We start from the raw sequence: 23968 nt of genomic DNA on the forward strand, positions 1-23968 counted from the left end.
GACATGGCTCTCGCCCGCGGCCGGCGCAGCGATGGCGCCATGAACTACTGGCCCGGCTTCGTCGACGCGCTGTCGACGCTGGTGCTGTCGATCGTGTTCCTGCTGTCGGTGTTCCTGGTCGTGCAGTTCTTCCTGTCGCAGGAAGTGACCGGCAAGGACAAGATGCTGGAGCAGCTCAATGCCAAGATCGCCCAGCTCAACGAGCTGCTCTCGCTGGAGAAGCTCGGCAAGCTCACACTCGACGACCAGGTCTCGTCGCTGAAGGCCGGGCTCGCCTCGGCCGAGAGCGAGCGCGATCGCATCAAGGGCCTCTATGACGGCCTGGCTGCCGCCGGCAACGACGCGCAGGGCAAGACCTCCGAGCTCGGCAAGGCGCTGGACTCGGAGAAAGCGGTCTCGGCGCGGGCGCTGGCGCAGATCGAGGTGCTGAACCAGCAGATCAGCGCGCTGCGGCGACAATTGGCGGCACTCGAAGAGGCGCTGGATGCCAGCGAGAAGCGCGACAAGGAATCGCAGAACCGCATCGCCGATCTCGGCTCCCGCCTGAATGTCGCGCTGGCGCAGCGCGTGCAGGAATTGTCACGCTACCGCTCGGAATTCTTCGGACGCCTGCGCGCCATCCTCGGCAACCGGCCCGACATCCGCATCGTCGGCGACCGCTTCGTGTTCCAGTCCGAAGTGTTCTTCGACACTGGACAGGCGGTGCTGTTGCCCGAGGGCCGCACCGAGCTCGATACGCTGGCGACGGCGCTGATCGAGCTCGACAAGAAGATCCCGAGCGATATTCCGTGGGTGCTGCGCGTCGACGGCCATACCGACGTGCGCCCGGTGAGCGGTGTGACCTTCAAGTCGAACTGGGACCTGTCGTCGGCGCGCGCGATCTCGGTGGTACAATATCTGATCTCGCTCGGCGTCCCGGCCCAGCGTCTGGTCGCCGCCGGCTTCGCCGAATTCCAGCCGCTCGACACCGCCAACACGGAAGAGGCCTACAAGCGCAATCGCCGCATCGAGCTGAAGCTGACGGAGCGGTAGTGAGCCCGCTCCACCTTCGCCCTTACCGGCCCGAGGACGAAGCAGCCTCGATCGACCTCTGGCATCGCACCTGGCAGCAAGCCTATCCGCAGATCGACTTCGCCGCGCGGCTGGAATGGTGGCGCGAGCGCTGGCTGAGGGATCTGGTGCCGAAGGCGTCCATTGTCGTCGCGGAAGCCGATGGTGCCCTCACCGGCTTCGTCACCATCGACGGCGACGGCTATCTCGACCAGCTCGTGGTCGACCCGGATCACTGGGGCTCTGACGCTGCCCGGCTGCTGGTCGGTGAAGCGAAACGCCTGTCACCGTCGGGCATCACGCTGCTCGTCAACAAGGACAACACCCGCGCCATCCGCTTCTACGAGCGCAACGGCTTTTCGCACGCGGGCGACGACGTGAACCCGACCTCGGGCCGGCCGGTGCTGAAGATGATGTGGCGGGCGTGACGCCTGTCACGCCGGAATCTTCTCGCGTCGGTTATTCGTTATCCCAGTGAGGACAAGCGAATGGAGATGAACGATGCGGCTGAGCGACCTGGCCAAGGGGTCTTCGGTCTTTCTGGGCGTCTTCGTCGCCGGCTATCTGTCGACGACCTATGTCGACCAGCGCTTCACCGCGCCGCTCAAGACGGCGAATGCGCCTGCTCCGGCAAGTAGCCCAGCTCCAACGAACGGCCCCGCTCCATCAGCTTGCGTCGATGCGGACGGCAGCTGGAAGAACTGGCCGTGGCCGAACGTGCCGACGCTCTCGCCGAAGTGCAACTGACATCGGCAAGGGGCAATGCGCCGAGACAACTCAGGATCGGCTTCTTGGGGACCGGCGCGGAGGCGTGTAGCATCCCAGGATGATCTCTCGACGTCACTTGCTTAGAGCGCCTTTGATGTTGCCCGCAGCTCTCGCGCTGGGCGCCGTACCCGGCGGAGCGCAGGAGCCAACGGTTCGAGTGGTCGCCGATACCGCGAACAGCTTCTACGTCATGACGCAGAATGCCCGCGGCACCGCTTTTGCCTATCACTTCATTCGCAACATGGGGGGCAATTCGGCAACCGATCTTGCGGGCTCCTGGCCAAATTGGCGTTATGCCGGTTGCGCCGAGTTCCCGAGCAGCTGGACGCCCCCAACGGCAACGCCGTTGCGGATATTCTCGAACGACATCGGTGCGCAGGACTACGCTTTTGTGCTGCCGACATCCGCGGGCAAATTCGCCGGGTCATATCACGGCGTTGGAGCGGATGGCTCGCTGACGGCCGAGTCTCTGACAATTGACGGGGAGGCTTTAGACCCGATCTCGATCGGCGCGATCGGCACCGAGGTTGTTCTCACGCACAGCGTCTTGATCACCGATGGCACCAGCACCGTCACGGTTACGGGCTTCAAGGTCACAATCAACGCGAGTGGGATATTCTTCGACTCTGGGACCATCTCCTCCGCGACCGCGCTGACGACCGCCTATATCGGCATGGGCATTGCAACGGGGACCTTCGACGAAGGGACCTTCACGCTTTCCAGTGGCGGCACCGAGTACAAGGTGCCGATCTCGGTGGGCTCGACGACCTACGGCCGCATTTACCTGCAAAAGGCCAACATGGTCAGCCTTCGCCGAACTTCGGACGGAGCGACCGTGCGGTTTACGACAAATGCGCCGACGATCGCGGGCTATCGCAGAACGTCGGTCGTGCGGGACGCCACCCTTGACCGATCGAAGTTCTATTTCGACTTCGGAAGCGCGAACAGGGCGTTCGGCTCAGTGACCGGAATTGCATGGTCGCAGACCTGTGAGCTTGGTGCGACCGACGCGACTGCGTTCGCTGCCGACCTGATCACGAACGGGACGTTCAGTTCTGACGTCACCGGATGGACAGCTACACACAGCGGCAGCAGCATCGCATGGAACGCAGCCAATGGAGGCGTGTTGCGCCAGACCCGGCGTACGGCTTCGATCGATGCCGGAGCGATCCAGGCAGTGTCGACGACCATTGGCGTACCGTACCTGTTGGCCGCAGAGACCAGTTATACGCCGACTGTCGCAGGCTCATATTTGAACCCGTGCGCGCTGGGTTTGACCAACACTGCCGGCGGCAGCACATCAAGCCCAACCCAGGCTTATCCCCCGGTCGCCTTCGATCGGTATGGCTACAACGCGCACATCGTGATTCCGACCGCGACGACTCAATATGCCATGCTGCTGATCCTGGCGGGGGTTGCGTCAGGCCAGGACGCGATCATTGACATCTGCGATTGGGACAACGTGTCAATGTTCCCGCTGTCGGCTTAGCGGCGCTCCGATCCGATCGGCTGTTCGGGTGAACCTGGTCCTGACCCCGGGGTGCCGATGGGCCGACCATTTGCAGAATGCCCGACTCCAACGCCGGGGGCGCTGACGGCGCCTGGGGCCGTCTCGGCCGGGGCGGTGTTGGCGCCAGTCACGGCATTCGTCGTAGCGCTGGCGTTATTGGAATTGGTCTGTGATTGCTGGGAATTGGTGCTACTAGGATTCGATGGAGCCGGGGATGCTGCTGTGCTCGATATCCCGCCGCTCGGTCCGTTCGGATTGAAATAGTTCGTCGGATGATTTGGCGTCGCCTGCGGCTGACTGGAACTGGAAGTTGACGAGTTCGCAGAGTTGGCCCCCGCAGCCGTCCCTGCCGCGCTTCCTCCCGACCCCGTGGCGGCACTGCCCGCCGACGAGCCGCCTGCGCCGGCCGCTGCTCCTCCACCGGCTCCGCCGGCTCCCCTCCCCGCCTTGGGCGAACGCCGATGATGAGAAGGCAACGCAGGCCAGCGCAACGATGAGGATTTTACGGTTCATGACAGTCTCCCTGGAAAGGAGAGACAATTTGCGTGCAGGCCTGGTAGTTCCTCCACAGCGGAAGTTACATGCCAAAGGCGGATTCGCTCGCTGCGCGACCCTCCACCGCATCGCTGACGCGATTCGAATGGACGAGGCATGGCCGGGGAAATCTTCGAGGCGAGTCACAACTCCCTTAAAGTAACCAGGCGATCACGTGCCAACTGACCCACACCATAGCGGCGATCCACGCGATCATCGCGATGCCGATCACACCGAAGTAGGCGATCGGAAGAAGAGATTTGCCGAGCCGCCCGTCCTCGCCAATCGAAGCCAATTCCCCGGTTCTGTCGAACATATCGAGATCCTGTCGTTTGGCGGAAAATATTGGCAGCGGGGCAGGAGGGACAACCAGTCCCTGCGATTGACCTCACCGGTCAACCTCAAGGCCAGTCACGTGAAAATTAGCCGGAGGTCTTCCAGGACGATCGCGGCTGACGCGCGAAGGATCGGACCCTCGTGGTCCCGCACCTCGATAGCGATCCGTCCCGTAATGCGACCATATGCAGGGTCCAGTATTGTTTGACCGAGCTCCTCGAGCGCCAGACGTCTGGCATCGCCGATTCCAAGGAGATCAACACCTTCATCGTCAATCTCGATACCGGCGCCGTCGTGATAATCGAAATAGAGACTGGGCATAGGGGCGCTAACTTGGCCAAGCCGTCGAGTTCCTGTTTTTCCCGACTTCAAGCAATTCCGGTTTTCGAGAATGCTTCACGCGCCGCTCTCGAGATTCGGCAGCGGCCTGGGGAATCTCCCGGATATCTGTGCACGCGACGATGTTCCGCGAGCAGCTTCGCACGTGTGCTTTCGCACTATCTCGACGGAGCCGGCCGCATTTGCTCTGCAGGCAATGAAGGAAGTCCGAAACTGTTTCGGGCATCATCAGTGTGCCACGGTCGCCAGGCCGGCTCCGCAGCGACCCGCCGCGCATCTTCAACGCGTTCTGCCGCGATCTTTTCGCGATGGGTCAAACCGGTCAGAGAGTCTCGCTCTTCAACGTCGGCCGCGAAGCTGGAACTGGTCGCCAAGGCGAGTAGCGCTAAGGCCAATTTGAGTGTTTTCATTTCAGGAGCTTATACGAGATGCGGCGATAAAGGCGGCCTTTGTTCAACCGCAATTGGACGACCCCCGCGGGCCTACCCGAGGAAAGGTTGGCTTAGCCACCGCCGGGCGCCCAACTTCGTGCCTTGATGAACCACTAGGGCCCACCAGATCAGGCGACTGGTCGAATCGCTTTCGTGGCTCCGCATGCGAACCGAGTGCAACTGATCCAAGACGCGGACATTTCGCCCCTTTCCTAGGTTACAGCAAAAACGATATTTTCGTCGGCTCTCGTACGTCTGCACATCTGATCGCTGACGCAAACGGTCGCGGGCCGCCTCCCGAATGTAAAGTGCTTCGACCGCACTATTACGCTGGCGACACTGAGCAGTGACTTTCGGCAGACGGCTGCCGATCAGGGCTCTGTTGGCACGAGTTTGAACACCCGCCCGCGCGGACCACGGGGGAGCTGCAACTCAAATGACGTCATCGACTTACGCAACGTGCTCGAAACAGACAACACTCACGAGCGGAGTCCCGCAGCAGGGATCGCGCAGTTTGGCTGCGTGACCTTCCGTGGGATCGTGCGCATAGAAATAGCGAGGCGATAGCCGCATCGCATCTGTGGTTTATAATTTCGTCAGCTGCCTCGGGTGGAATAGCTAATCTCATATTCGTTTGCCCCGATCCACGTTGTGCTGTGCCGAATCGCAGTTGCTAGGTGGATCGGAGGCGACTAGTTCACATTGAGCCTTCAGGTTGACAGTGGCGCCATCCGGTCCCGTCATGGAAGTCGCGTTGGCTCAAGTAGTTGCGGACCGCTCCGCTCACTGACGCTCGGCGAGCTCGGCAATCCCGCTGCTCCCGAGTTGCCAAGGTCGGGGGGCGACTTTCCGAACGCCCCAGCCTCACGCCCCCTCGAACTGCAACCTCGCCAGCCGCGCATAAAGCCCGTTCGCAGCCACGAGCTCGGCGTGCGTGCCCTGCTCGACGATCCGGCCCTGGTCCATGACCAGGATGCGGTCGCAGGACAGCACGGTGGCGAGACGATGCGCGATCACCAGCGTGGTGCGGTGGCGCATCAGCTCTTCGAGCGCGGTCTGCACCAGCGTCTCGCTTTCGGCATCGAGCGCGGAGGTGGCTTCGTCGAGCAGCAGAAGCGGCGCATCGCGCAGGATCGCGCGGGCAATGGCGATGCGCTGGCGCTGGCCGCCGGACAGCGTCACGCCGCGCTCGCCGAGCGGGGTGTCGAAACCTTCGGGCAGACGGCGGATGAATTCGGCGGCGTGCGCGAGCTCGGCGGCGCGCTCGACCTCGGCGTCGGTCGCATCGGGCCGGCCGAAGCGGATGTTGTCGCGAGCACTGGCGGCAAAGACGTTCGATTCCTGCGGCACCAGCGCGATGCGGGACCGGACATCGCGCGGATCGGCGGACCGGACCGGCACGCCATCGAGCGAGATCGCGCCATTGCGCGGATCGTAGAAGCGCAGCAGCAGATGGAAGATCGTGCTCTTGCCGGCGCCGGACGGACCGACGATTGCGACCTTCTCGCCCGGGCGCACAGCGAATGACACGGCATCGAGCACTTTGACGTCGGGCCGCGCGGGATAGGAGAAGCTGACGTGGTCGAAGCCGACCTCGCCGCGCGCCGGCACCGGCAGCGCGCGCGGCGATGAGGGCGCCGCGATCTCGGGCTTCACGTGCAGGATCTCGAACAGGCGCTCGGCGGCGCCGGAGGCGGCCGAGACTTCGCCCCAGACTTCGCTGAGCTGGCCGAGGCCCGCCGCGGCGAAGGCCGCATAGAGCACGAACTGGCCGAGCCGGCCCGGCGTGATCGCACCGCTCAGCACGTCGTGAGAGCCGATCCAGAGGATCGCGACCACGCTTGAGAACACGATGAAGATGATGATGGCGGTGAGCACGGAGCGGGCCTGCGTCGACGTGCGCGCGGCTTCATAGGCCTGCTCGACCTCGCCGCCAAAACGCTTCCCGGCAAACGGTTCGCTGGTATAGGCCTGCACGGTGCGGATCGCGCCGACCAGCTCGCCTGCATAGGCCGAGGCTTCCGCCAGCGTGTCCTGCGCATTGCGCGACAGACGCCGCACCCAGCGGCCGAAGGCGACCAGCGGCAGCACGATCAAAGGAATGGCGAGCAGCACGAAGCCCGACAGCTTCGGGCTGGTGAACACCATCATCGCCGCCGCGCCGAAAAACATCATCAGGTTGCGCAGCGCGATCGAGACGGAGGCGCCGACTGCGGATTTGAGCTGGGTGGTGTCGGCGGTGAGCCGCGAGATCAGCTCGCCGCTGCGCGCCGAATCGAAGAAGGCCGGAGAGAGTGACAGCAGATGGGCGAAGACGTCGCGCCTGAGATCGGCAACGATACGCTCGCCGATCGTCATCACGAGGTAGTAGCGCGCGGCGCTCGCCAGTGCGAGCACGGCGACCACCGCGATCATCACCGAGAAGTAGCTGTTGATCAGTTCGATGCCTTCCGGCGTCAAACCGAAATCGATCATCCGGCGTACCGCGACCGGCACCAGCAGCGTGGTCAGCGCGGCGATCGTCAGTGCGACGAAGGCGAGCGCCGCGCGGCCACGATAGCGGGCCACATAGGGCGCCAGCGCCATCAGCGGCCGTAGCTTGGCCCGGCTCTTCGCCGGCTGCTCGATCAATTCGGCTTCGATCGACGACACTTCTGCGGCACCGGCCTCAAGCCGTTCTACTGCGCTCATTGGAATCCGACCAAAAAGAAGACGTTGGCTCCACATAGGCCGGTGCAGGGGGAGTGGCAAATCCGGGATGTCCCTTAGGTGGCCGCCCGGTTCTCCTGTTCCCACAATGGCTTGTTTTAGGGTCTGCCGTGGGTTATAGAGCGCCCAAATCCGTCATCGACATCACTCAAGCGAGCGGCGCCGGTCGCCCTAGGAATTGCCATGAAAGCCGAAATTCATCCGGATTATCATACGATTAAGGTCGTGATGACCGACGGGACCGAGTACCTGACACGCTCCACCTGGGGCAAGGAAGGCGACACGCTGAACCTCGACATCGACCCGAAGTCACATCCGGCCTGGACCGGCGGCAACGCCCAGATGCTGGATCGCGGCGGCCGCGTCTCGCGCTTCCAGAAGAAGTTTTCGGGCTTTCTCAAAAAGGATTGATCCGGCCCGCAAGGGTTGGAAACGTAAAACGCCCCCGGAGAGCCGGGGGCGTTTTGTTTTTGGCGGGTGCCGTTGCATCGCTGCCAAACCCGTCATCCTGAGGCGCGGGCGGCGCGATGCAAAGCATTGCGCCGGGAGCCTCGAAGGATGAACGGCCGGGATGCAGCCGGGCCGTCGCCCTTCGAGGGCCGCTGAAGAAGCGGCCACTTCAGGTGACGGGTCAAAATTGGGCTTACCGCTCGAACGCGGCCTTCAGCGCGTTGAGGTGCGGCACCAGCGGGTTGCCGATGGCGATGTGTTCAGCCGGCGGAGTGTGGATGCTGGTGTCGAGGCGGCGCACGCGGGTCTGCAGGCTCATCGAGCGATGGATCAGGTCCTGCAACTGCGAGGGCAGCTTCTCGATGGTATCGCCTGGACCGGGATCGGCCGCGGAGAGCTTGACCTTGGTCTTCTCGCGGTTGGCCTGGCCCAGCGTCATCTCGCCTTCCTTCACCGCGCGGTGCAGCAGCAGCCACGAGGCGAGCTGCATCAGGCGGGTGGTGAGGCGCATGCTTTCGGTCGCATAGGTGAGGCTGACGGCGCGATCGAGCGCCTTGGCCTCGGTGCGGCCGGCGCCGTCGAGATAGGCCGCGGTCTCTTCGACGAGGTCCATGCCCTCGCGGAACAGGGCGCCGAACGCCGCAGAATTGGTGAACCGCTCGCTGAGTTGAACGAGAGCGCCGTCGGCTTGCAAACGTTCCATGGTTAACGCCCCTTACGCAACTGTTTACCCATCCGGCTTAGGCGCCGGCTTATGATGAACAAATCATTGCGCGCCGGGAGTGCCGAGTCCAGCGACAAGCGCGGATATGGTTTCCGCGGGTCATTCCCCGGAATTCAACCGGGGCGAGATGCCGAAAAGGACCGAAAAGGAAGAGAACGAAAAAAGAGCCGCCGGAAAACCGGCGGCTTTGAAAGTTGATAACAGGGAGGCGTCAAACAGAGTGGACAGGAGCCACTCGGTGTCCAAACGAGGACAGTTCCAGGTCATAAAGTGAAAAGCTTAATCGACCGTAAACGAGCGAATTTTTGAGGGTTCGTTAGCCATGTCGGTCAATGGCCGAGGGGGTGCGGAACAATCTGTCCGTCATGCCCGGGCTTGACCTGGCTTGTCCCGGGCATCCACGTTCTTTCTGTCGGCGAGTGATCAAGAACGTGGATGGCCGGGACGGGCCCGGCCATGACGCGGTCGAAGCGGCTCGCGCTCCTCTCCAATCCTCTACGACTTGAACACGCTGTTCGCCGCATCGCGCGAGGCACGCTTCTTGGTGGCGGCTTCCTCCAGCCTGGCGATCTCGGTCTTGAGCAGGGTGACACGCTCGGTCAGTTCCTCCACGGACAACAGTGAGAGATCCTGTCCGATGTCATGGCTGATCTTCCTGCGCGGGCGGTCGTCGTCTTCCGTCCCCATCGTCGTTCCTCCTGCGTTCGTGTCACAAGCAGTTGAGGCGGTTGCCAGCTTGGACCGCGCTGGCTAAGCAATGGCCTCAATGCATCCCGCACCTTTGCTCAAGGACACATCATGGACAAGCTGCCCGCGCAAATGACCGTGGTCGCCATTTCCAAGCCCGGCGGACCGGAGGTGCTGGTGCCGGAACAGCGGGCGCTGCCGCAGCCCGGTCCCGACGAGATTTTGGTCAAGGTGAAGGCCGCCGGCGTCAACCGGCCCGACGTGGCGCAGCGCTCCGGCGCCTATCCGCCGCCGCCCGGCGCCAGCGACCTGCCCGGCCTCGAGATCGCAGGCGAAGTGGTCGCCGTCGGCAGCAACGCCAAGCGGCACAAGATCGGCGACAAGGTGATGTCGCTCGTCGCCGGCGGCGGCTACGCGCAGTACTGCATCGCCCAGGACGCCCAGGCCATGAGCGTGCCGCCGGCGCTGTCGATCAAGGAAGCCGGCGCGCTGCCGGAAACCCTGATGACGGTCTGGCACAACGTATTCGAGCGCGGCGGCCTGAAGGCCGGCGAGACGCTGCTGATCCATGGCGGCTCTTCCGGTATCGGCACCATGGCGATCCAGCTCGCGAAAGCGTTCGGCGCCAAGGTGTTCGTCACCGTGGGATCGCAGGACAAGATCGATGCCTGCCTCAAGCTAGGTGCCGACCGCGCCATCAACTACAAGACCGAGGACTTCGTCGCCGTGGTCAAGGCGGAAACCGGCAATGCCGGCGTCAATCTGATCCTCGACATGGTCGCCGGCGAATATGTCGACCGCAACTATGATGCCGCCGCGGTCGACGGCCGGATCGTGCAGATCGCGACCCTCAACGGCCCCAAGGTCACCGTCAACATCGCCAAGGTGATGGTGAAGCGCCTCACCCATACCGGCTCGACGCTGCGTCCCCGTAGTAATGCGGACAAGGCGGCGATGGTGGCCGCGATCGAGGCCAAAGTGATGCCGCTCCTGCGCGAGGGCCGCGTCAAGCCGCTGATGGACAGCACTTTCCCGCTGGAAAAGGCGTCTGACGCACACCGGCGCATGGAGACCTCCGCACATATTGGCAAAATTGTGTTGGAGGTCTAGGCCGCTGACCCACCCGGCAAGGCGGAAACCCTTTGATTCTCCTTGCTTTCGTGGCATCTATCGCGACGCGCCGAACCATGTCCGTCCGGCCTGAAATCGCATGTCCGTGCCAGCCTTGCACACCAAGTTTGCGTCGAACGCGGAGAACTGACCTTGCGTCTGATCAGGTGCCTCGCGCCCATCGCGCTGGGCCTCATGATTGTTGTCGCCGCGTCCCAGGCGCGTGCGCTCGACGCTGTCAGCGTCCGCAGTGACGCGCCCGCGATCGACCTCACCGGCGTGCTCGAGCACCAGCGCAGCGATGCCGACCGCATCCAGGTCTCGACCGCGCCCGGCACCGACGGCATCGTCCGCCGCATCGAGGTGCGCGCCCGTGAAGGCGGCCAGAACTGGGTGGTGTTCGCGCTCGCCAACAACACCGACGACCAGCTCGACCGCCTGATCGTCGCCCCGCATTACCGTATCGTCTCCTCCGGCCTGCTGTGGCCCGACCTCGGGCTGTCGCGCATCGCCACCATCACGCCCTCGACCGGCGACCGGCCGGAGCGGCAGGAAAGCCCCACCGCCGACGTCTTCCGCGTCACGCTCGACCCCGGCGCCGTCATCACCTTCGTCGCCGAACTGCGCACCGACAAGCTGCCGCAGCTCTATTTGTGGGAGCCCGAGGCCTACAAGGACAAGGTCAACTCCTTCACGCTCTACCAGGGCATCGTGATCGGCATCTCTGGTCTGCTGGCGCTCGTTCTCACCATTCTGTTCGTGGTCAAGGGCAGCATCATGTTCCCGGCCGCCGCCGCGCTGGCCTGGGCGGTGCTGGTCTATATCGGCGTCGATTTCGGCTTCTGGGGCAAGGTGCTCGACATGTCGAACAACGCCGAGCGGATCTGGCGCGCGGCGGGTGAGGCGATCTTGGCGGCGACGCTGCTAGTGTTCCTGTTCGCCTATCTCAACCTCAGCCGATGGCACGTGCGCTATTCGCACATCACGATGGGCTGGCTCGCCTTTCTCGGATCGCTGGTGGCGCTGGCGCTGTTCGATCCGGCGGTCGCTTCCGGCATCGCGCGCATCTCGCTGGTGCTGATCGCCTTCGCCGGCTTCGCGCTGATCGTCTATCTCTCGACCCACGGCTTCGACCGCGCGGTGCTGCTGATCCCGACTTGGTTCCTGCTGGTGGTCTGGGTGGTCGCGGCGGGCATGACCGTCGCAGGTTCCGTCACCAACGACATCGTCGGCCCTGCCCTGCTCGGCGGCCTCGTGCTGATCGTGATGCTGATCGGCTTCACCGTGATGCAGCACGCCTTCGCAGGCGGCGGCGCCACCACCGGAATAGTCTCCGACATCGAGCGCCGCGCGCTGGCGCTGGCCGGCTCCGGCGATCTGATCTGGGACTGGGACGTGTCAGCCGACAAGGTGTTCACCAGCCCCGAGACCGAAGCCCTGCTCGGTCTCAAGCGCGGCACGCTGGAAGGCCCGGCGGCCTCGTGGCTGGAAGTGCTCCACCCGCTCGACCAGGACCGCTTCCGCGCCGCGCTCGACAGCGTGCTCGACCAGCGCCGCGGCCGTCTGGTGCAGGATTTCCGGCTGCGCACGCCGGACGGTCATTTCATGTGGTTCGCGCTGAAGGCGCGCCCGGTGGTCGGTTCCGACGGCGAGGTCTCGCGCGTGGTCGGCACGCTCACCGACGTCACCGAGCTGCGCAACGCCGAAGAGCGCCTGCTGCACGATTCCGTGCATGACAACCTCACCGGCCTGCCCAACCGCAAGCTGTTCATGGACCGGCTCGGTGCGGTCGCGCATTTCGCCAAAACCATGCCGACGCTGCGGCCGACGCTGATGGTGATCGACCTCGACCGCTTCAAGCAGGTCAACGATTCCGTCGGCATCGCGGTCGGTGATTCCATCCTGCTCACGCTCGCGCGACGCCTCACCCGCATCCTGAAGCCGCAGGATACGCTGGCGCGGCTCGCCGGCGACCAGTTCGGCCTGATCCTGCTGTCGGAGCAGGACCCCGCCCGCATCACCGCTTTCGCCGAGACCATCCGCAAGACCATCCGCGCGCCGATCGCCTTCAACGAGCGCGAGATCTTTCTCACCGCCTCGATCGGGCTCGCGCTGTCCGATCCGCAAGTCCAGCTCACGGACGAGATCATCAAGGACGCCGAGCTGGCGATGTATCATTCCAAGCGCATCGGCGGCGACCGCATCGACGTCTACAAATCCGCCATGCGCGCACGAAAGACCGACCGCCTGACGATGGAGAGCGAGCTGCGCCGCGCCATCGAGCGGCAGGAGCTCACAATTCTCTACCAGCCGATCGTACGGCTGGAAGACCGCTCCGTCGCGGGTTTCGAGGCGCTGGTACGTTGGGACCATCCGAAGCTCGGGCGCATGGCGCCGTCGGAATTCATCAGCATCGCGGAAGAGACCGGCCTGATCGTCGATCTCGGCATGTTCGTGCTCGACCAGACCGCCAAGCAGCTCTCGATCTGGCAACGCGCGATGCGCTCGCGCGAGCCGATCTTCGCGAGCGTCAACGTCTCCTCGCGGCAATTGCTGCGCCACGACCTCATCCACGACATCCGCACCGTGCTGTCGCGCTCCTCGGTGGCGCGCGGCACGCTCAAGCTGGAATTGACGGAATCGCTGGTGATGGAGAATCCGGAGCACGCAGCCCAGATGCTGACGCGCATCCGCGAGCTCGGCACCGGATTGTCGCTCGACGATTTCGGCACCGGCCATTCCTCGCTGGCCTATCTGCAGCGCTTCCCGTTCGACACCATCAAGATCGACCAGTCGTTCGTGCGCACCACCAACCGCGGCACCCGCCCGGTGATCCTGAAGTCGATCATCGCGCTCGCGCACGATCTCGGCATGGACGTGGTGGCCGAAGGCGCCGAGACCGATTCCGACGCCGTCGAGCTCTACCAGATGGGCTGCGAATATGCGCAGGGCTTCGCCTTCGGCGAGCCGATGGACGCGGATGCCGCGATGCGGCTGCTGACGGAAGTGCGGCTGGAAGCGGCGAGCTGATCTCGCCATTCGCGCGCAATATCAAACCGTCATCCTGAGGCGTGAGCCATGCGACGCGAAGCGGCGCCTGGCGAGCCTCGAAGGATGAGCGGCCGGAATGCAGCCGGGCCTGTCGTCCTTCGAGGCTCGTCCTGCGTTGCAGGACGAGCACCTCAGGATGACGGCGAGAGATGTTCGCGCCGCTACCGCCGCCGGTCACTCTTCAGCTTGGTGAACCGCACCGTCTGGCCGTCCGGCATCCGCGTGGCCTTGAAGCCTGCGGCGAGGCAGGCCTCGCGCTGCGGCATCTGGATATCGGGGCTGCGCGAGGTGTCCCACCATGAGGCACGGTTGGCCGCGCGCGGCAGCGCCGCGCCGATGATCTCCTCGATCTGCTCGAAGCTCAGCACGAATTCCGCCTGCTTGTGCCGCATCAGATAGTCGCGCAACGCGTCGTAATCGTTCACAATCGTCCTCTCGTCCGGAGCGGGATCTGGCCGACCGGGCCTGCCGAAAATCGTTAGCCGGATAAACCGCTTCTTAACTCATTGCGGCATCGGCGTCCCGGCTTAAACACTACGCAAGAATTCGGGCGCATCCACTGGTGTCGGGAGCAAAAGATGCTGTCTGGATGGCGCTACGTCACGGCCCGCCGGCCGTGGCGCATATCGGCGAAGCTGCTGATCATCTCGTCCATCGTGACGGTGATGGGCTTTTCCGCCATTTGCGTCAACGTCATGCTCGACATGCGCCGCGGCGAGGAGGCGCTCGCCCGCCAGACACTGGAAAACCTCGCCACCTCCATCGATGCCGACATCAGCCGCAACATCGAGATCTACGACCTCTCCCTGAAGGCGGTCGCCGGCAACATGCTGCTGCCCGAGATCAACACGGTCTCCAAGCCGATCCGCCAGCTCATCCTGTTCGACCACGCCACGACAGCAAAGCATTTTGGCGCCGTCCAAGTGTTCGATGCCGACGGCAATCTGACGATCGACGCCTCCTCGCTCGACCCCGTTCCGCAAAATCGCGGCGACGAGGACTACTTCACGGTCCATCGCGACAATCCCGGCGCCGGGCTCTTCATCAGCCGTCCGATGCTATTCCGCGGCGCCTATTCGATCGTGCTGAGCCGGCGCATCAGCGATACCGACGGCGGCTTCCTCGGCGTCGTCGCCGGGTCGATCCGCTTCAGCTACTTCCACGAGTTGTTCGACCGCCTCAGCCTCGATCCCGAAGATACCATCACCGTGCTCAAGCGCGACCGCACCATCATGATGCGTCGGCCGTTCGATCTCGACATCATCGGCAGGAATCTGGGCACGCGGCAGGACTGGAAGTCGGATAACCTCCAGATCGGTGGCGCATATGCGGGCAAGGGCCCTGTCGATGCAACCCCGCGGCTCTATGTCCGCAGCAGCGGAACCAATCCGCTGTTCGTCGTGGCCGGCAAACCGCTGAGCGCCGTGTTCGCGCTGTGGCAGAGGGAGGCACTCCGCATCGGCGCTGTGGTGGTGTTGCTCGCGCTGTTCCTGCTGGGATCGGCGATCGGGCTGGCGCGCGAGATGGGCCGGCGCGCCGAAGCCGAAAGCAAGCTTGAGGAGATGGCGACGACGGACGCGCTGACCGGCCTGAAGAACCGTCGCAAGTTCGACCAGGTGATCGACAGTGAGTGGCGACGTGCCATCCGCCAGAAGACGCCGGTCGCGCTGTTGATGATCGATGCCGATCACTTCAAGACCTACAATGACACGTTCGGCCACCAGGCCGGCGACCAGGTGCTTGTCGGCATCGCCATATGCATTTCCGATTCGGTGAGCCGCGCCGGCGATTGCGCCGCGCGCTATGGCGGCGAGGAGTTCGCCGTGCTGCTGCCGAGCACCTCGGCCACCGATGCCCTAGAGGTCGCCGAGGCGATCCGCGGCAAGGTGCAGGGCTGGTCCGACGACCAGACGACGTCGACGGTCTCCTGCGGCATCGCCAGCCTCGTTCCCGCGATCGGCATGGACTGGTCGATCCTGGTCGCCGCGGCAGACAAGGCGCTCTACGCGGCGAAAGCCGGCGGCCGCAACCAGTCCGTTGTCGCGAGCCTTCCGAAGCTGTCGCTGGTGGCGTGAGGGGCTACTGCCCCAGATACTTCTTCATCTCCGCAATGAGACCGTCACGCAATTCCGGCCGCTGCAGGCCGTAGGCGATGTTGGCGCGGAGGAAGCCGGGCTTGGAGCCGCAATCATGGCGCTCGCCTTCGAACTCGACGCCGTAGAACTTCTGCGACCTGGCAAGCCCGATCATGGCGTCGGTGAGCTGGATCTCGCCGCCGGCGCCGCGCTCCTGGGTCTCGAGGATCTTGAAGATTTCCGGCTGGAGGATGTAGCGGCCGGTGATCGAGAGGTTGGAGGGCGCGGTGCCCTTGGCCGGCTTCTCGACCATGCCGTCGACCTCGAACATCTTGCCGGAGCGCTTGCCGACGCCGCAAATGCCGTATTGATGGGTGAGATGGTCGGGCACCGGCTCGACCGCAATGACGTTGGATTTTTCGCCGAGCGTCGACGCCGTCTCGATCATCTGCTTCAGGCAGCCGGTGGTGTTGAGCACGAGCTCGTCGGGCAGCACGACCGCGAACGGCTCGTTGCCGACGATGTCGCGCGCGCACCAGACCGCGTGACCAAGGCCGAGCGGGGCCTGCTGGCGGGTGAAGCTGACGGCGCCGGCCTCCGGCTGGTTCTGCGCCAGGATGTCCTGCTCGGCCTTCTTGCCGCGCGCGGCCAGCGTCGCGTCGAGCTCGAACATCTTGTCGAAATGATCTTCGATGACGTTTTTGTTGCGGCCGGTGACGAAGATGAAATGCTCGATGCCGGCTTCCCTCGCCTCGTCATAGACGTACTGGATCAACGGCTTGTCGACGATGGTCAGCATTTCCTTCGGCATCGCCTTGGTGGCGGGCAGGACGCGGGTGCCGAGGCCGGCGACGGGGAATACGGCTTTGCGGATTTTCATGGGACTATCAGACGCCTCAAATGGGTAGCCAAGCGATCTATCTCACCTTGGTAACCGTTTTGCAGCCGCTAACAAAGGCGGATGTGTGATGAGCGGGGCGGCGGCGAGATCGAAATTTTTGCGAACCGCCGCGCGACCTTTCCAGCGCGAGCCGGTCGAAAGGTGATCCAGACACCTTTAAGATCGAACACGTAAATTTTACAATCTAAGATTGACTTCCTCGCGGTTTGGATATCTGCTTCGGTTCTCGTTTGAAGTCAGCGGAGCGCAGACATGCCCAGGTACCGCCGGCCGATCACTCTCATTTTCACATTCATCATCACGGGCGTTGTCGCCGATCTTTCGGTGCAGCAAGCGGCTGGACAATCCGGCCCGCCGATCACGGTCAGCGCATCGGTTCCGAGCGAATTGAACCCGCCTTTTGTCGCCGGCCCGCCCTCCAGCGGGGGCGCTCCGGCGGCTTCGCCGGAACAAGCCTCGGCGTTCGCCTGGCAGGAATTCATCGCGCTCAACTGGCCTGCCGGTCCGCAAACCGGTCAACCCGGCCAGCGCGACACGCCGTCATCGACCTGCAAGTTCGGCGACCCCTCGCGCGACTGCCAGTTGCTGGTGTGGGAGACCATGCGTGCCAAGGCGGAGATCTTCCCCGGTGATGGCAATCCGCCGCACGGCTACACCGGTTCGACCGCCGCCACGTCGTGGGGTTACGATTCACTGCCGGTGTACAACTATTTGGCGCCGATTTCGGCATGCGATGCCAAGCAAGCCAACGATCCGACGCCATGGATCAACCTCGACGAAACCGATCAGATCACGCTGGACAACATGTATGCGGGCGTCGTCAGCCCGTCGAGTTCGCAAGGCAATTCGTCGCCGCAATTGATCCGCTTTCTCGCCAAGGCGAACCGAACTCAATATGTCTACGTCGCGGGCAACAGCGACCCCAACAATTTCATGAACCAATGGTGGAGCCAGATTCCATCTGACGTGGTGACCGCGACGAAGGCCTATCTGGCCAAGAACAACGCGAGCCCGCCCGCGGGCAGCACGACGCTGGTCAGCCTTCCCAACGGGACGGTCGAGGTCAAAGCCGGCTGGCGGCCTCTCAACAGCAGTGAAATCGCGTCCGGGCGATTCCTGCGACAGACGGTGCGGTTCTACGAGAACGGCTCCGGCAGCCCATGCTATCGCGACGCGACCTGGGGCCTCGTCGCGCTGCATATCATCCAGAAGACGCCGTCAGCGCCGTACTTCATCTACGCAACGTTCGAACAGGCCGACAACATCCTGACGGCCGCCGGCAAGCCGGTCGAGGACGCGGACGGCAACATCATCCAGCCCGCGCCGACAACGGCGACGACGCCGCAAACCTGCCTGGTCGATCCGCAGCCGCCGAGCACTCCACCGCCGCAGATGGAAGTCACCAGCGCGCTCGGATCGGTGATCCTGACCTCCGACCCTGCGACCTGCAAACCGGTGCAAACGCCGAACTATTGCGGCTCGCCCGGCAGCCAGCTCTACTATCGCAACGCCACGTTCCCGCCGCCGAACAACCAGCCGAGTGACGGCAACATCTGCGTCAACAAGCGTGACAATGCGATCCCGTCCTACGTCATCGCGGCCAACACGCAGGCCCACGCGGCGATTGCCGCCTATCTCAAGCAGAACAACATCGTCACGGCGCCGCAGCTCTACTACAAGCTCATCAACGTCCAGTACTTTCCCTACGACAAGATCCCGAATCCCAACCTTCCGAACGGGTCGCTCTATACCGCGCAACCGCCCTACACCGCGACGAACCCGGCACCCTCGAGCTACTACCAAGCCAACATCGTCGTCGAAACCAATCGCTCCCTCCAGCTCTTTGCCGGCGGCCTGTCTCCCAACATCAGCACCGAATGGAATGCAGACGGCAGCCCGCACAAGAACAGCCATTACGCCGGACAGTTCTACAACATGGGCGGCTGCATGGGGTGCCACGGCAGCCAGGGACAGAACCCGGCCGGGAGCGCGGGCGACTTCAGCGTCATCCTCGCCCGCGGTTCGGTCACGCTACCTGAAGTTCCTGCGGTGGAAACTTCCAAGGGTCTGACCAGCGTGCGGCGTAACCGATTGCTCAGCAGATGAACGGATCCACTCAAACGTAGAAAGGCGCATTTCATGGTGACCCACAATCATGCGTTCTTCGAAGCTATGAACTGTCCCACCGCCGTGACCTGGAGCGGTGACATCCAGAAGATGTTTACCGCGACTGATGTCGCGCACATGAAGCAGGTCACCAACAACCAGCTCGACTTGAGCAGCTACAATTCGGTGAAGATCTGGGCGCACAAGATCTACAACGAGGTCTCGAGCCACGCGATGCCCCCGCCGGGCTCCGGCGAGCAGCCTTGGTCGCCCGCCTGGGTCAACACCTTCGGATGCTGGATCCAGCAAGGCTGCCCGCAATAGGCGTCAGGACTGCAACCCACGTTGCAGCCGGCGATCGGAGGGCGCCGCGCCCTCCGGCGGCCTCCCGACCATACCCACCCATGCGCCAATTTACGAAAAGGCCGCCACCAAAACTTCACCTTTGTTAAGCTATTGGCAACCGTGACCGGGCCTCCTGAAGGCGGATTCCGGCCGGACAGGTGGAGTATGATGCGATCAATGGCAGGGCTGGCTAAACGCGCGGGATATGCGATCGGCGGGGCGATGCTCGCGACCGCCTTGCTGTTGCCTGCCGCCGCGCACGCACAAGCGCAGAACGGTCTTTCCAACCTGTTCGGCGGCATTTTCTCCGGCTCCAGTTCGGCGCCCCAGCAGCCAGCGCCCGGCCCCGGCGGCGCCTTGCCCTGGACCGGCGAGGATGGCGCCTCCGGCCATCCGCTGATGACGGCGGCCGCGATTCGCGAAGCCGCCTCCAACTTCAACACTTGCGTCGCGGGCATGTGGCCCGATGCCGCACGGCGCGGCATCACCCAGGAGAACTTCCAGCGCTTCACGACCGGGCTGTCACCGGACCTGCGCATCATGGATCTCATGGATTCGCAGCCGGAGTTCACCAAGTCGATCTGGGACTATCTCGACATCCTCGTGAACGACAACCGCCTCGCCAAGGGCCGCGAGGTCCTCGCCAAATACAAGGCGCAGTTCGACGCCACCGAGAAGGCCTATGGCGTCGATCGCTACATCATCGCCTCGATCTGGGGCATCGAGTCCAATTACTCGACGCAGATGGGCGACCGCAACGTGCTGCAATCGACCGCGACGCTCGCCTGCATCGGGCGCCGCCAGGCCTATTTCAAGGACGAGTTCCTTTCGGGCCTGGAGATCCTCAACCGCGGCGATCTCAGGCCTGAACAGATGCGCGGCTCCTGGGCCGGCGCCTTCGGCCCGACGCAGTTCATGCCGACCGCATTCAAGCGCTTTGCCGTGGACGGCGATGGCGACGGACGGCGCGACGTCGTCGACAATCCCACCGACCTGATCGCCTCGACCGCAAACAATTTGAAGAAGGACGGCTGGCAGACCGGCAAGACCTGGGGCTACGAGGTCGTGGTGCCCCAGGGATTCAACTACATGCTGGCCGATCGCGCCAAGGCGATGACGATGGCGCAGTGGGAGAAGCTCGGGCTCAAGCGCCCGGCGGGCCAACCCTTCCCGCATCCGGCGGAAAAAGCCTATCTGCTGGCGCCGGCGGGCGCGCAGGGGCCGGGCTTCCTGATGCTCCAGAACTACCGCGTCATCATGAAGTACAACCCGGCCGAGGCCTACGCGCTGGCGATCGGCCATTTCGCCGACCGCCTGCGCGGCGGGGCGCCTTTCGTGCAGCCCTGGCCGCGACAGGAACGGGAACTGTCCCGCACCGAGCGGCTGGAACTCCAGCAGATCCTGGCCCAGCGCGGCTTCTACAAGGGCACCCCGGACGGCCAGTTCGGCGGCCAGACCCGGGAAGCCCTGCGCAACTTCCAGGCCTCGATCGGGGTGCCCGCCGACGGATTCGCCTCCTCCGACGCGCTTGAACGACTGCGCGGCCGGTAAAGTCTTGCCGAAAGTAACCCTGAACAGGGATTTTGGCCGATCCCCGGTGTATTGCCTCAAGAATCAGCCAGAGAATTTGCCCGTTTGCGGCCCGATTCCGTTATTATATGGAGCGAATTCCAGACCCCGTTGCGCGCGCCCGAGATCGCATGTCGAAGCCAAAATCCTTTTTCAAGGCGCTGACCGAGACCGGCCCGCTGATCGCGCTGGGAACGGCGCTTGCGATATTGGTCGGCATCGCGGGACCCGCCTCGGCGCAATTCTTCAACTTCCCCGGCTTCGGCGGTCCGCCGCAGCGCTCGGCCCCGCCGCAGCGGGGCGGCGGACGCGACGGCGGATGGTTCGGCGGCGACTTCTTCGCGCCGTTCCAGCAGCAACAGCCGCAGGCGCCGCGCCAGGATTTTTCGCGCGCACCGGCACCCGCCAAGCGCGACACCATCCCCGACAAGAATGTGCTGGTGATCGGCGACGCCATGGCCGACTGGCTCGCCTACGGCCTTGAAGACGCCTACACCGAACAGCCCGACATGGGCGTGATCCGCAAACACAGAACCACGTCCGGCCTGATCAGATACCAGCCGAAGGGCGAGCCCTCGGATTGGGCGGCCGCAGCCAAGGGCATCCTCGAGACCGAGAAGCCTGACGTCATCGTCGTCATGCTCGGGCTCAACGACCGTAGCGCGATCCGCGAGCCCGTAGCGGAGAAGTCCGATAAGACTTCGGACAAAGACAAGAAGAACGACAAGGGCGCCCGCGCCAAGCCGCAGGGAAAGCCCGGCGACGCCAAACCCGGCGACAGCGCCGCCAAGCCGGAGGACAAGCCGGCCGACGCCGACCTGCCGCAGGACGATGCCGATAACGCCGATACGCCTGTGGCCGCGCCCGAAAAGACCGCGCGAAACCCGAACGGCCTCTACGAATTCCGCGACGACCGCTGGATCGAGCTTTACGGCAAGAAGATCGAGGAGCTGGCCAACGTCCTCAAGAGCAAGGGCGTGCCGGTGCTCTGGGTCGGCCTGCCCGCCATTCGCGGTGCCAAGGGCACCGCGGACATGCTGTTCCTGGATTCGCTTTACCGCGAAGGCGCGGCCAAGGCCGGTATCACTTATGTCGACGTCTGGGACGGCTTTGTCGACGAAGCCGGCCGCTTCCTCCAGAAGGGGCCGGACTTTGAAGGCCAGATCCGCCAGCTCCGCAGCTATGACGGCGTCTATTTCACCAAGCCCGGTGCCCGCAAGCTCGCTCACTATGTCGAGCGCGAGATCACGCGCCTGCTCGCAGGACGGTCCGGCCCGATCGCGCTGCCGAGCGAACCGGGAACGCCCGACACCAGCGCCGAGCCCGGCAAGCCCGCGCCGCGACCGCTGGCGGGCCCGATCGTGCCACTGGTCGCAGCGTCGATCTCGACCGATCAATTGCTGGGCGGGCCGGGCTCACGTCCCGCGGCCGTCGATGCGCTCGCGGCAAAGACGATGGTGAAGGGTGAGCCGCTGGCTGCCCCGGCCGGCCGCGCCGACGATTACGCCTGGCCGCGCCGCGAAGTCGGCCGCGAGCAGGCCAAGGGCGATACGCCGATCGCCGCGACGACGCCTGACGGTGGTACCGCCGCCCCCGGCACGCCGGGTGCCGCTGCGGCGATCGCGCCGCCGAAGCTCGCGCCGAAGAAGCCGTCGGTGCCGCAGCCGGCGCAGGCGCAACCGTCTCTGCGTGATTTCTTCGGCTTCGGCTCTCCACAGCCCGCTCCAGTGCCGCGTCAGCTGGCGCCCGCACCAGGACCGCGCAATCCTGCTCAGAACCCTGCGATCCCAAGGCCGCCGGGTAACGTCGGACGATCAGCGGAAGTCATCCGGTAATCGATCTCATGACCCGGACGCGTCGCAGCACCTCGTGCTGATGTAACGCAGAGCCGGGAGCACTTGCCGTACTCACAAAAATAAGCCCCGGATCCGCGCTGCAGCGCAGATCCGGGGCACGAGAGATGCGGCGTCGGCTCCTGGGCTTAGTAACGCCAGCGCGACGGTGGGCGGCGGACGGGGCGCGACATCAGCAGCGCGACCGCGAAGCCGATGCCGCCGGCGATCAGGAGCGAGCCAAGCGGATTGTCCTGCACCTTCTGGGCGATCGCCTGAGAGCCGTCGCGCAGGGTCTCGGCCGGCTTGTCGTAGGCGTCCTTGGCGTAGCTGGCCGCCGTCTCGCCGGCGTCGCGCACGGCATCCTTGGCCTGGCCATAGAGATTCTGCACGGTGCCGGCGGCTTCACGCGCCTTGCCCGATGCCTGTGTCTGCGCGTCGCCCGCGAGATCACCGACAGCGCCTTCGGCGCGTCCGGCGAACTCCTTGGCCGATCCGACGATTCGATCCTTGTCCATGTCGCTCCTCCTAGGGGGTCTGCCGATGTAACCGATCAGGAGCAGAGCGGTTCCAATCGCGCCCAAGGTTTGAGCGCGATCTTTTCCGAGAAACGCTTCTCACTTTTCTGGATCACGTCCTAGAGAATGAGCCCGCCATCGACGACCAGGGTCTGTCCGACGATGTAGGACGACAGCGGCGAGGCCAGGAACAGCGCCGCGCCGGCCATGTCAGACGGCGTGCCCAATCGCCGCAGGGGAATGCGCGCCAGCGCGGCTTCGAGCCGCTTGGGATTGTCGGTCGTCACCTTCGTCATCTTGGTATCGACGAGGCCGGGCGCGATACCGTTGACGCGGATGCCGTCCTCGGCCCAGGCCTCGCCCAGGGTCCGCGTCAATCCGACCGCGCCGGTCTTGGACGCATTGTAGGCGGGATTGCCCATGGTGGAGTGATAGGCCGCAGTCGACGACACCATGATCAGCGCGCCCTTGGTTTCCCGCAACATGGCATGAAATCGCGTGGCGCAGGCCATCAGGCTCATCAGATTGACCTCGACGACCTTGCGGAAGCCGGCCATCTCGAACTCGCCGCGACGATAGAGCACCGCGCCCTGCGCGAGCACGAGCACATCGAGACGATCGAACGACGGCTTGAAAGCTTCGATCGCGCCGGCATCGCTGACATCGAGCTGCGCGTAAGAAAGACCAGTGAGATCTGAGCCCTCCTCCGGCGAATATTCCGTTGCGCGAGCACGCGTGCCGCAGACCGCAACAGCCGCGCCCCGCGCGCGAAAGGCTTGTGCGATGCCGTTGCCGATACCGCTGGACCCGCCGACGACCAGCACCTGCCTGCCCGAAAAATCCAGCTCGTTTGCCATCGCGGCCTCCCTTTTATCTTGCTTGTTTGACCCGTCTGCGGATCGATGCCAGCCTCGTCAATCCCA

22 protein-coding genes are annotated in these 23968 nt (G+C 64.2%); 12 read left to right on the top strand and 10 right to left on the bottom strand.

Features of this window, described 5'->3' with window-relative positions:
* Window positions 1-3 precede the first annotated feature (3 nt).
* The 4 genes from ACQ86E_RS09585 to ACQ86E_RS09600 all read left to right on the top strand — a co-directional run bounded on the left by ACQ86E_RS09585 (window position 4) and on the right by ACQ86E_RS09600 (window position 3307).
* Complete coding sequence (locus tag ACQ86E_RS09585; protein ID WP_431205178.1) at window positions 4-1032, top strand: peptidoglycan -binding protein; 1029 nt, start codon at window positions 4-6, stop codon at window positions 1030-1032.
* Complete coding sequence (locus ACQ86E_RS09590) at window positions 1032-1478, top strand: GNAT family N-acetyltransferase (RefSeq protein WP_431205179.1); 447 nt, start codon at window positions 1032-1034, stop codon at window positions 1476-1478. The genes ACQ86E_RS09585 and ACQ86E_RS09590 overlap by 1 nt, the downstream gene beginning before the upstream one ends.
* Before the next feature lie 73 nt (window positions 1479-1551).
* Complete coding sequence (locus ACQ86E_RS09595; RefSeq protein ID WP_431205180.1) at window positions 1552-1797, top strand: hypothetical protein; 246 nt, start codon at window positions 1552-1554, stop codon at window positions 1795-1797.
* A gap of 178 nt (window positions 1798-1975) precedes the next feature.
* Window positions 1976-3307: a hypothetical protein gene (locus ACQ86E_RS09600; protein ID WP_431205181.1), complete on the top strand. Its 1332-nt coding sequence runs from the start codon at window positions 1976-1978 to the stop codon at window positions 3305-3307.
* Window positions 3308-3520: 213 nt separating this feature from the next.
* Here ACQ86E_RS09600 and ACQ86E_RS09605 read toward each other — a convergent pair whose 3' ends face one another.
* The 4 genes from ACQ86E_RS09605 to ACQ86E_RS09620 form a co-directional block, all read right to left on the bottom strand.
* Window positions 3521-3841, bottom strand: coding sequence for a hypothetical protein (locus ACQ86E_RS09605; protein WP_431205182.1), 321 nt, complete (start codon window positions 3839-3841; stop codon window positions 3521-3523).
* Between the two features lie 175 nt (window positions 3842-4016).
* Complete coding sequence (locus ACQ86E_RS09610; RefSeq protein WP_431205183.1) at window positions 4017-4178, bottom strand: hypothetical protein; 162 nt, start codon at window positions 4176-4178, stop codon at window positions 4017-4019.
* Window positions 4179-4273: 95 nt separating this feature from the next.
* Complete coding sequence (locus ACQ86E_RS09615; protein WP_431205184.1) at window positions 4274-4519, bottom strand: DUF6894 family protein; 246 nt, start codon at window positions 4517-4519, stop codon at window positions 4274-4276.
* A 1313-nt stretch (window positions 4520-5832) separates the two neighbouring features.
* Window positions 5833-7659 (bottom strand): ABC transporter ATP-binding protein/permease, encoded by a 1827-nt coding sequence (locus ACQ86E_RS09620; RefSeq protein ID WP_431205185.1) that lies wholly within the window; start codon window positions 7657-7659, stop codon window positions 5833-5835.
* 201 nt (window positions 7660-7860) lie between these two features.
* Between ACQ86E_RS09620 and rpmE the strand changes: the two genes are divergently transcribed.
* On the top strand, window positions 7861-8088 hold the full coding sequence (gene rpmE, locus ACQ86E_RS09625) for a 50S ribosomal protein L31 (RefSeq protein ID WP_014439698.1): 228 nt from the start codon (window positions 7861-7863) through the stop codon (window positions 8086-8088).
* Window positions 8089-8320: 232 nt separating this feature from the next.
* On the opposite strand, the gene ACQ86E_RS09630 is transcribed toward rpmE, so the two are convergent.
* Both ACQ86E_RS09630 and ACQ86E_RS09635 read right to left on the bottom strand, forming a co-directional pair.
* On the bottom strand, window positions 8321-8830 hold the full coding sequence (locus ACQ86E_RS09630; protein WP_431205186.1) for a DUF1465 family protein: 510 nt from the start codon (window positions 8828-8830) through the stop codon (window positions 8321-8323).
* 516 nt (window positions 8831-9346) lie between these two features.
* Complete coding sequence (locus tag ACQ86E_RS09635; RefSeq protein ID WP_431205187.1) at window positions 9347-9538, bottom strand: DUF1192 domain-containing protein; 192 nt, start codon at window positions 9536-9538, stop codon at window positions 9347-9349.
* A 111-nt stretch (window positions 9539-9649) separates the two neighbouring features.
* Here ACQ86E_RS09635 and ACQ86E_RS09640 point away from each other — a divergent pair, with 111 nt between their 5' ends.
* Together ACQ86E_RS09640 and ACQ86E_RS09645 are read left to right on the top strand one after the other, a co-directional pair.
* On the top strand, window positions 9650-10648 hold the full coding sequence (locus ACQ86E_RS09640) for an NAD(P)H-quinone oxidoreductase (RefSeq protein ID WP_431205188.1): 999 nt from the start codon (window positions 9650-9652) through the stop codon (window positions 10646-10648).
* A gap of 153 nt (window positions 10649-10801) precedes the next feature.
* A complete protein-coding gene (locus tag ACQ86E_RS09645; protein WP_431205189.1) occupies window positions 10802-13678 on the top strand; it encodes an EAL domain-containing protein in 2877 nt (958 codons plus the stop codon).
* 182 nt (window positions 13679-13860) lie between these two features.
* Here the strand turns inward: ACQ86E_RS09645 and ACQ86E_RS09650 are convergent, their stop codons facing one another.
* Complete coding sequence (locus ACQ86E_RS09650; protein WP_431205190.1) at window positions 13861-14124, bottom strand: DUF7662 domain-containing protein; 264 nt, start codon at window positions 14122-14124, stop codon at window positions 13861-13863.
* Between the two features lie 153 nt (window positions 14125-14277).
* Between ACQ86E_RS09650 and ACQ86E_RS09655 the strand changes: the two genes are divergently transcribed.
* Window positions 14278-15774, top strand: coding sequence for a diguanylate cyclase (locus ACQ86E_RS09655; protein ID WP_431205191.1), 1497 nt, complete (start codon window positions 14278-14280; stop codon window positions 15772-15774).
* Between the two features lie 4 nt (window positions 15775-15778).
* Here the strand turns inward: ACQ86E_RS09655 and galU are convergent, their stop codons facing one another.
* Window positions 15779-16654, bottom strand: a complete 876-nt coding sequence (gene galU / locus ACQ86E_RS09660; RefSeq protein ID WP_431205192.1) for a UTP--glucose-1-phosphate uridylyltransferase GalU — start codon at window positions 16652-16654, stop codon at window positions 15779-15781.
* A gap of 273 nt (window positions 16655-16927) precedes the next feature.
* On the opposite strand from galU, the gene ACQ86E_RS09665 reads away from it, so the two are divergent.
* From ACQ86E_RS09665 to ACQ86E_RS09680, 4 genes are all read left to right on the top strand, one after another.
* The gene (locus ACQ86E_RS09665) at window positions 16928-18781 is read left to right on the top strand and encodes a hypothetical protein (RefSeq protein WP_431205193.1); all 1854 of its coding nucleotides are present in this window, start codon (window positions 16928-16930) and stop codon (window positions 18779-18781) included.
* Between the two features lie 33 nt (window positions 18782-18814).
* On the top strand, window positions 18815-19105 hold the full coding sequence (locus ACQ86E_RS09670; RefSeq protein ID WP_431205194.1) for a hypothetical protein: 291 nt from the start codon (window positions 18815-18817) through the stop codon (window positions 19103-19105).
* Between the two features lie 189 nt (window positions 19106-19294).
* A complete protein-coding gene (locus ACQ86E_RS09675) occupies window positions 19295-20677 on the top strand; it encodes a lytic murein transglycosylase (RefSeq protein WP_431206438.1) in 1383 nt (460 codons plus the stop codon).
* A 149-nt stretch (window positions 20678-20826) separates the two neighbouring features.
* A complete protein-coding gene (locus ACQ86E_RS09680; protein ID WP_431205195.1) occupies window positions 20827-22530 on the top strand; it encodes an SGNH/GDSL hydrolase family protein in 1704 nt (567 codons plus the stop codon).
* A 146-nt stretch (window positions 22531-22676) separates the two neighbouring features.
* On the opposite strand, the gene ACQ86E_RS09685 is transcribed toward ACQ86E_RS09680, so the two are convergent.
* Both ACQ86E_RS09685 and ACQ86E_RS09690 read right to left on the bottom strand, forming a co-directional pair.
* Window positions 22677-23045 (bottom strand): CsbD family protein, encoded by a 369-nt coding sequence (locus tag ACQ86E_RS09685; protein WP_431205196.1) that lies wholly within the window; start codon window positions 23043-23045, stop codon window positions 22677-22679.
* 119 nt (window positions 23046-23164) lie between these two features.
* The gene (locus ACQ86E_RS09690) at window positions 23165-23902 is read right to left on the bottom strand and encodes an SDR family NAD(P)-dependent oxidoreductase (RefSeq protein WP_431205197.1); all 738 of its coding nucleotides are present in this window, start codon (window positions 23900-23902) and stop codon (window positions 23165-23167) included.
* Window positions 23903-23968: the final 66 nt, after the last annotated feature.

The organism is Bradyrhizobium betae (genome assembly GCF_050632175.1).
Classification (GTDB): Bacteria; Pseudomonadota; Alphaproteobacteria; order Rhizobiales; family Xanthobacteraceae; genus Bradyrhizobium; species Bradyrhizobium betae_B.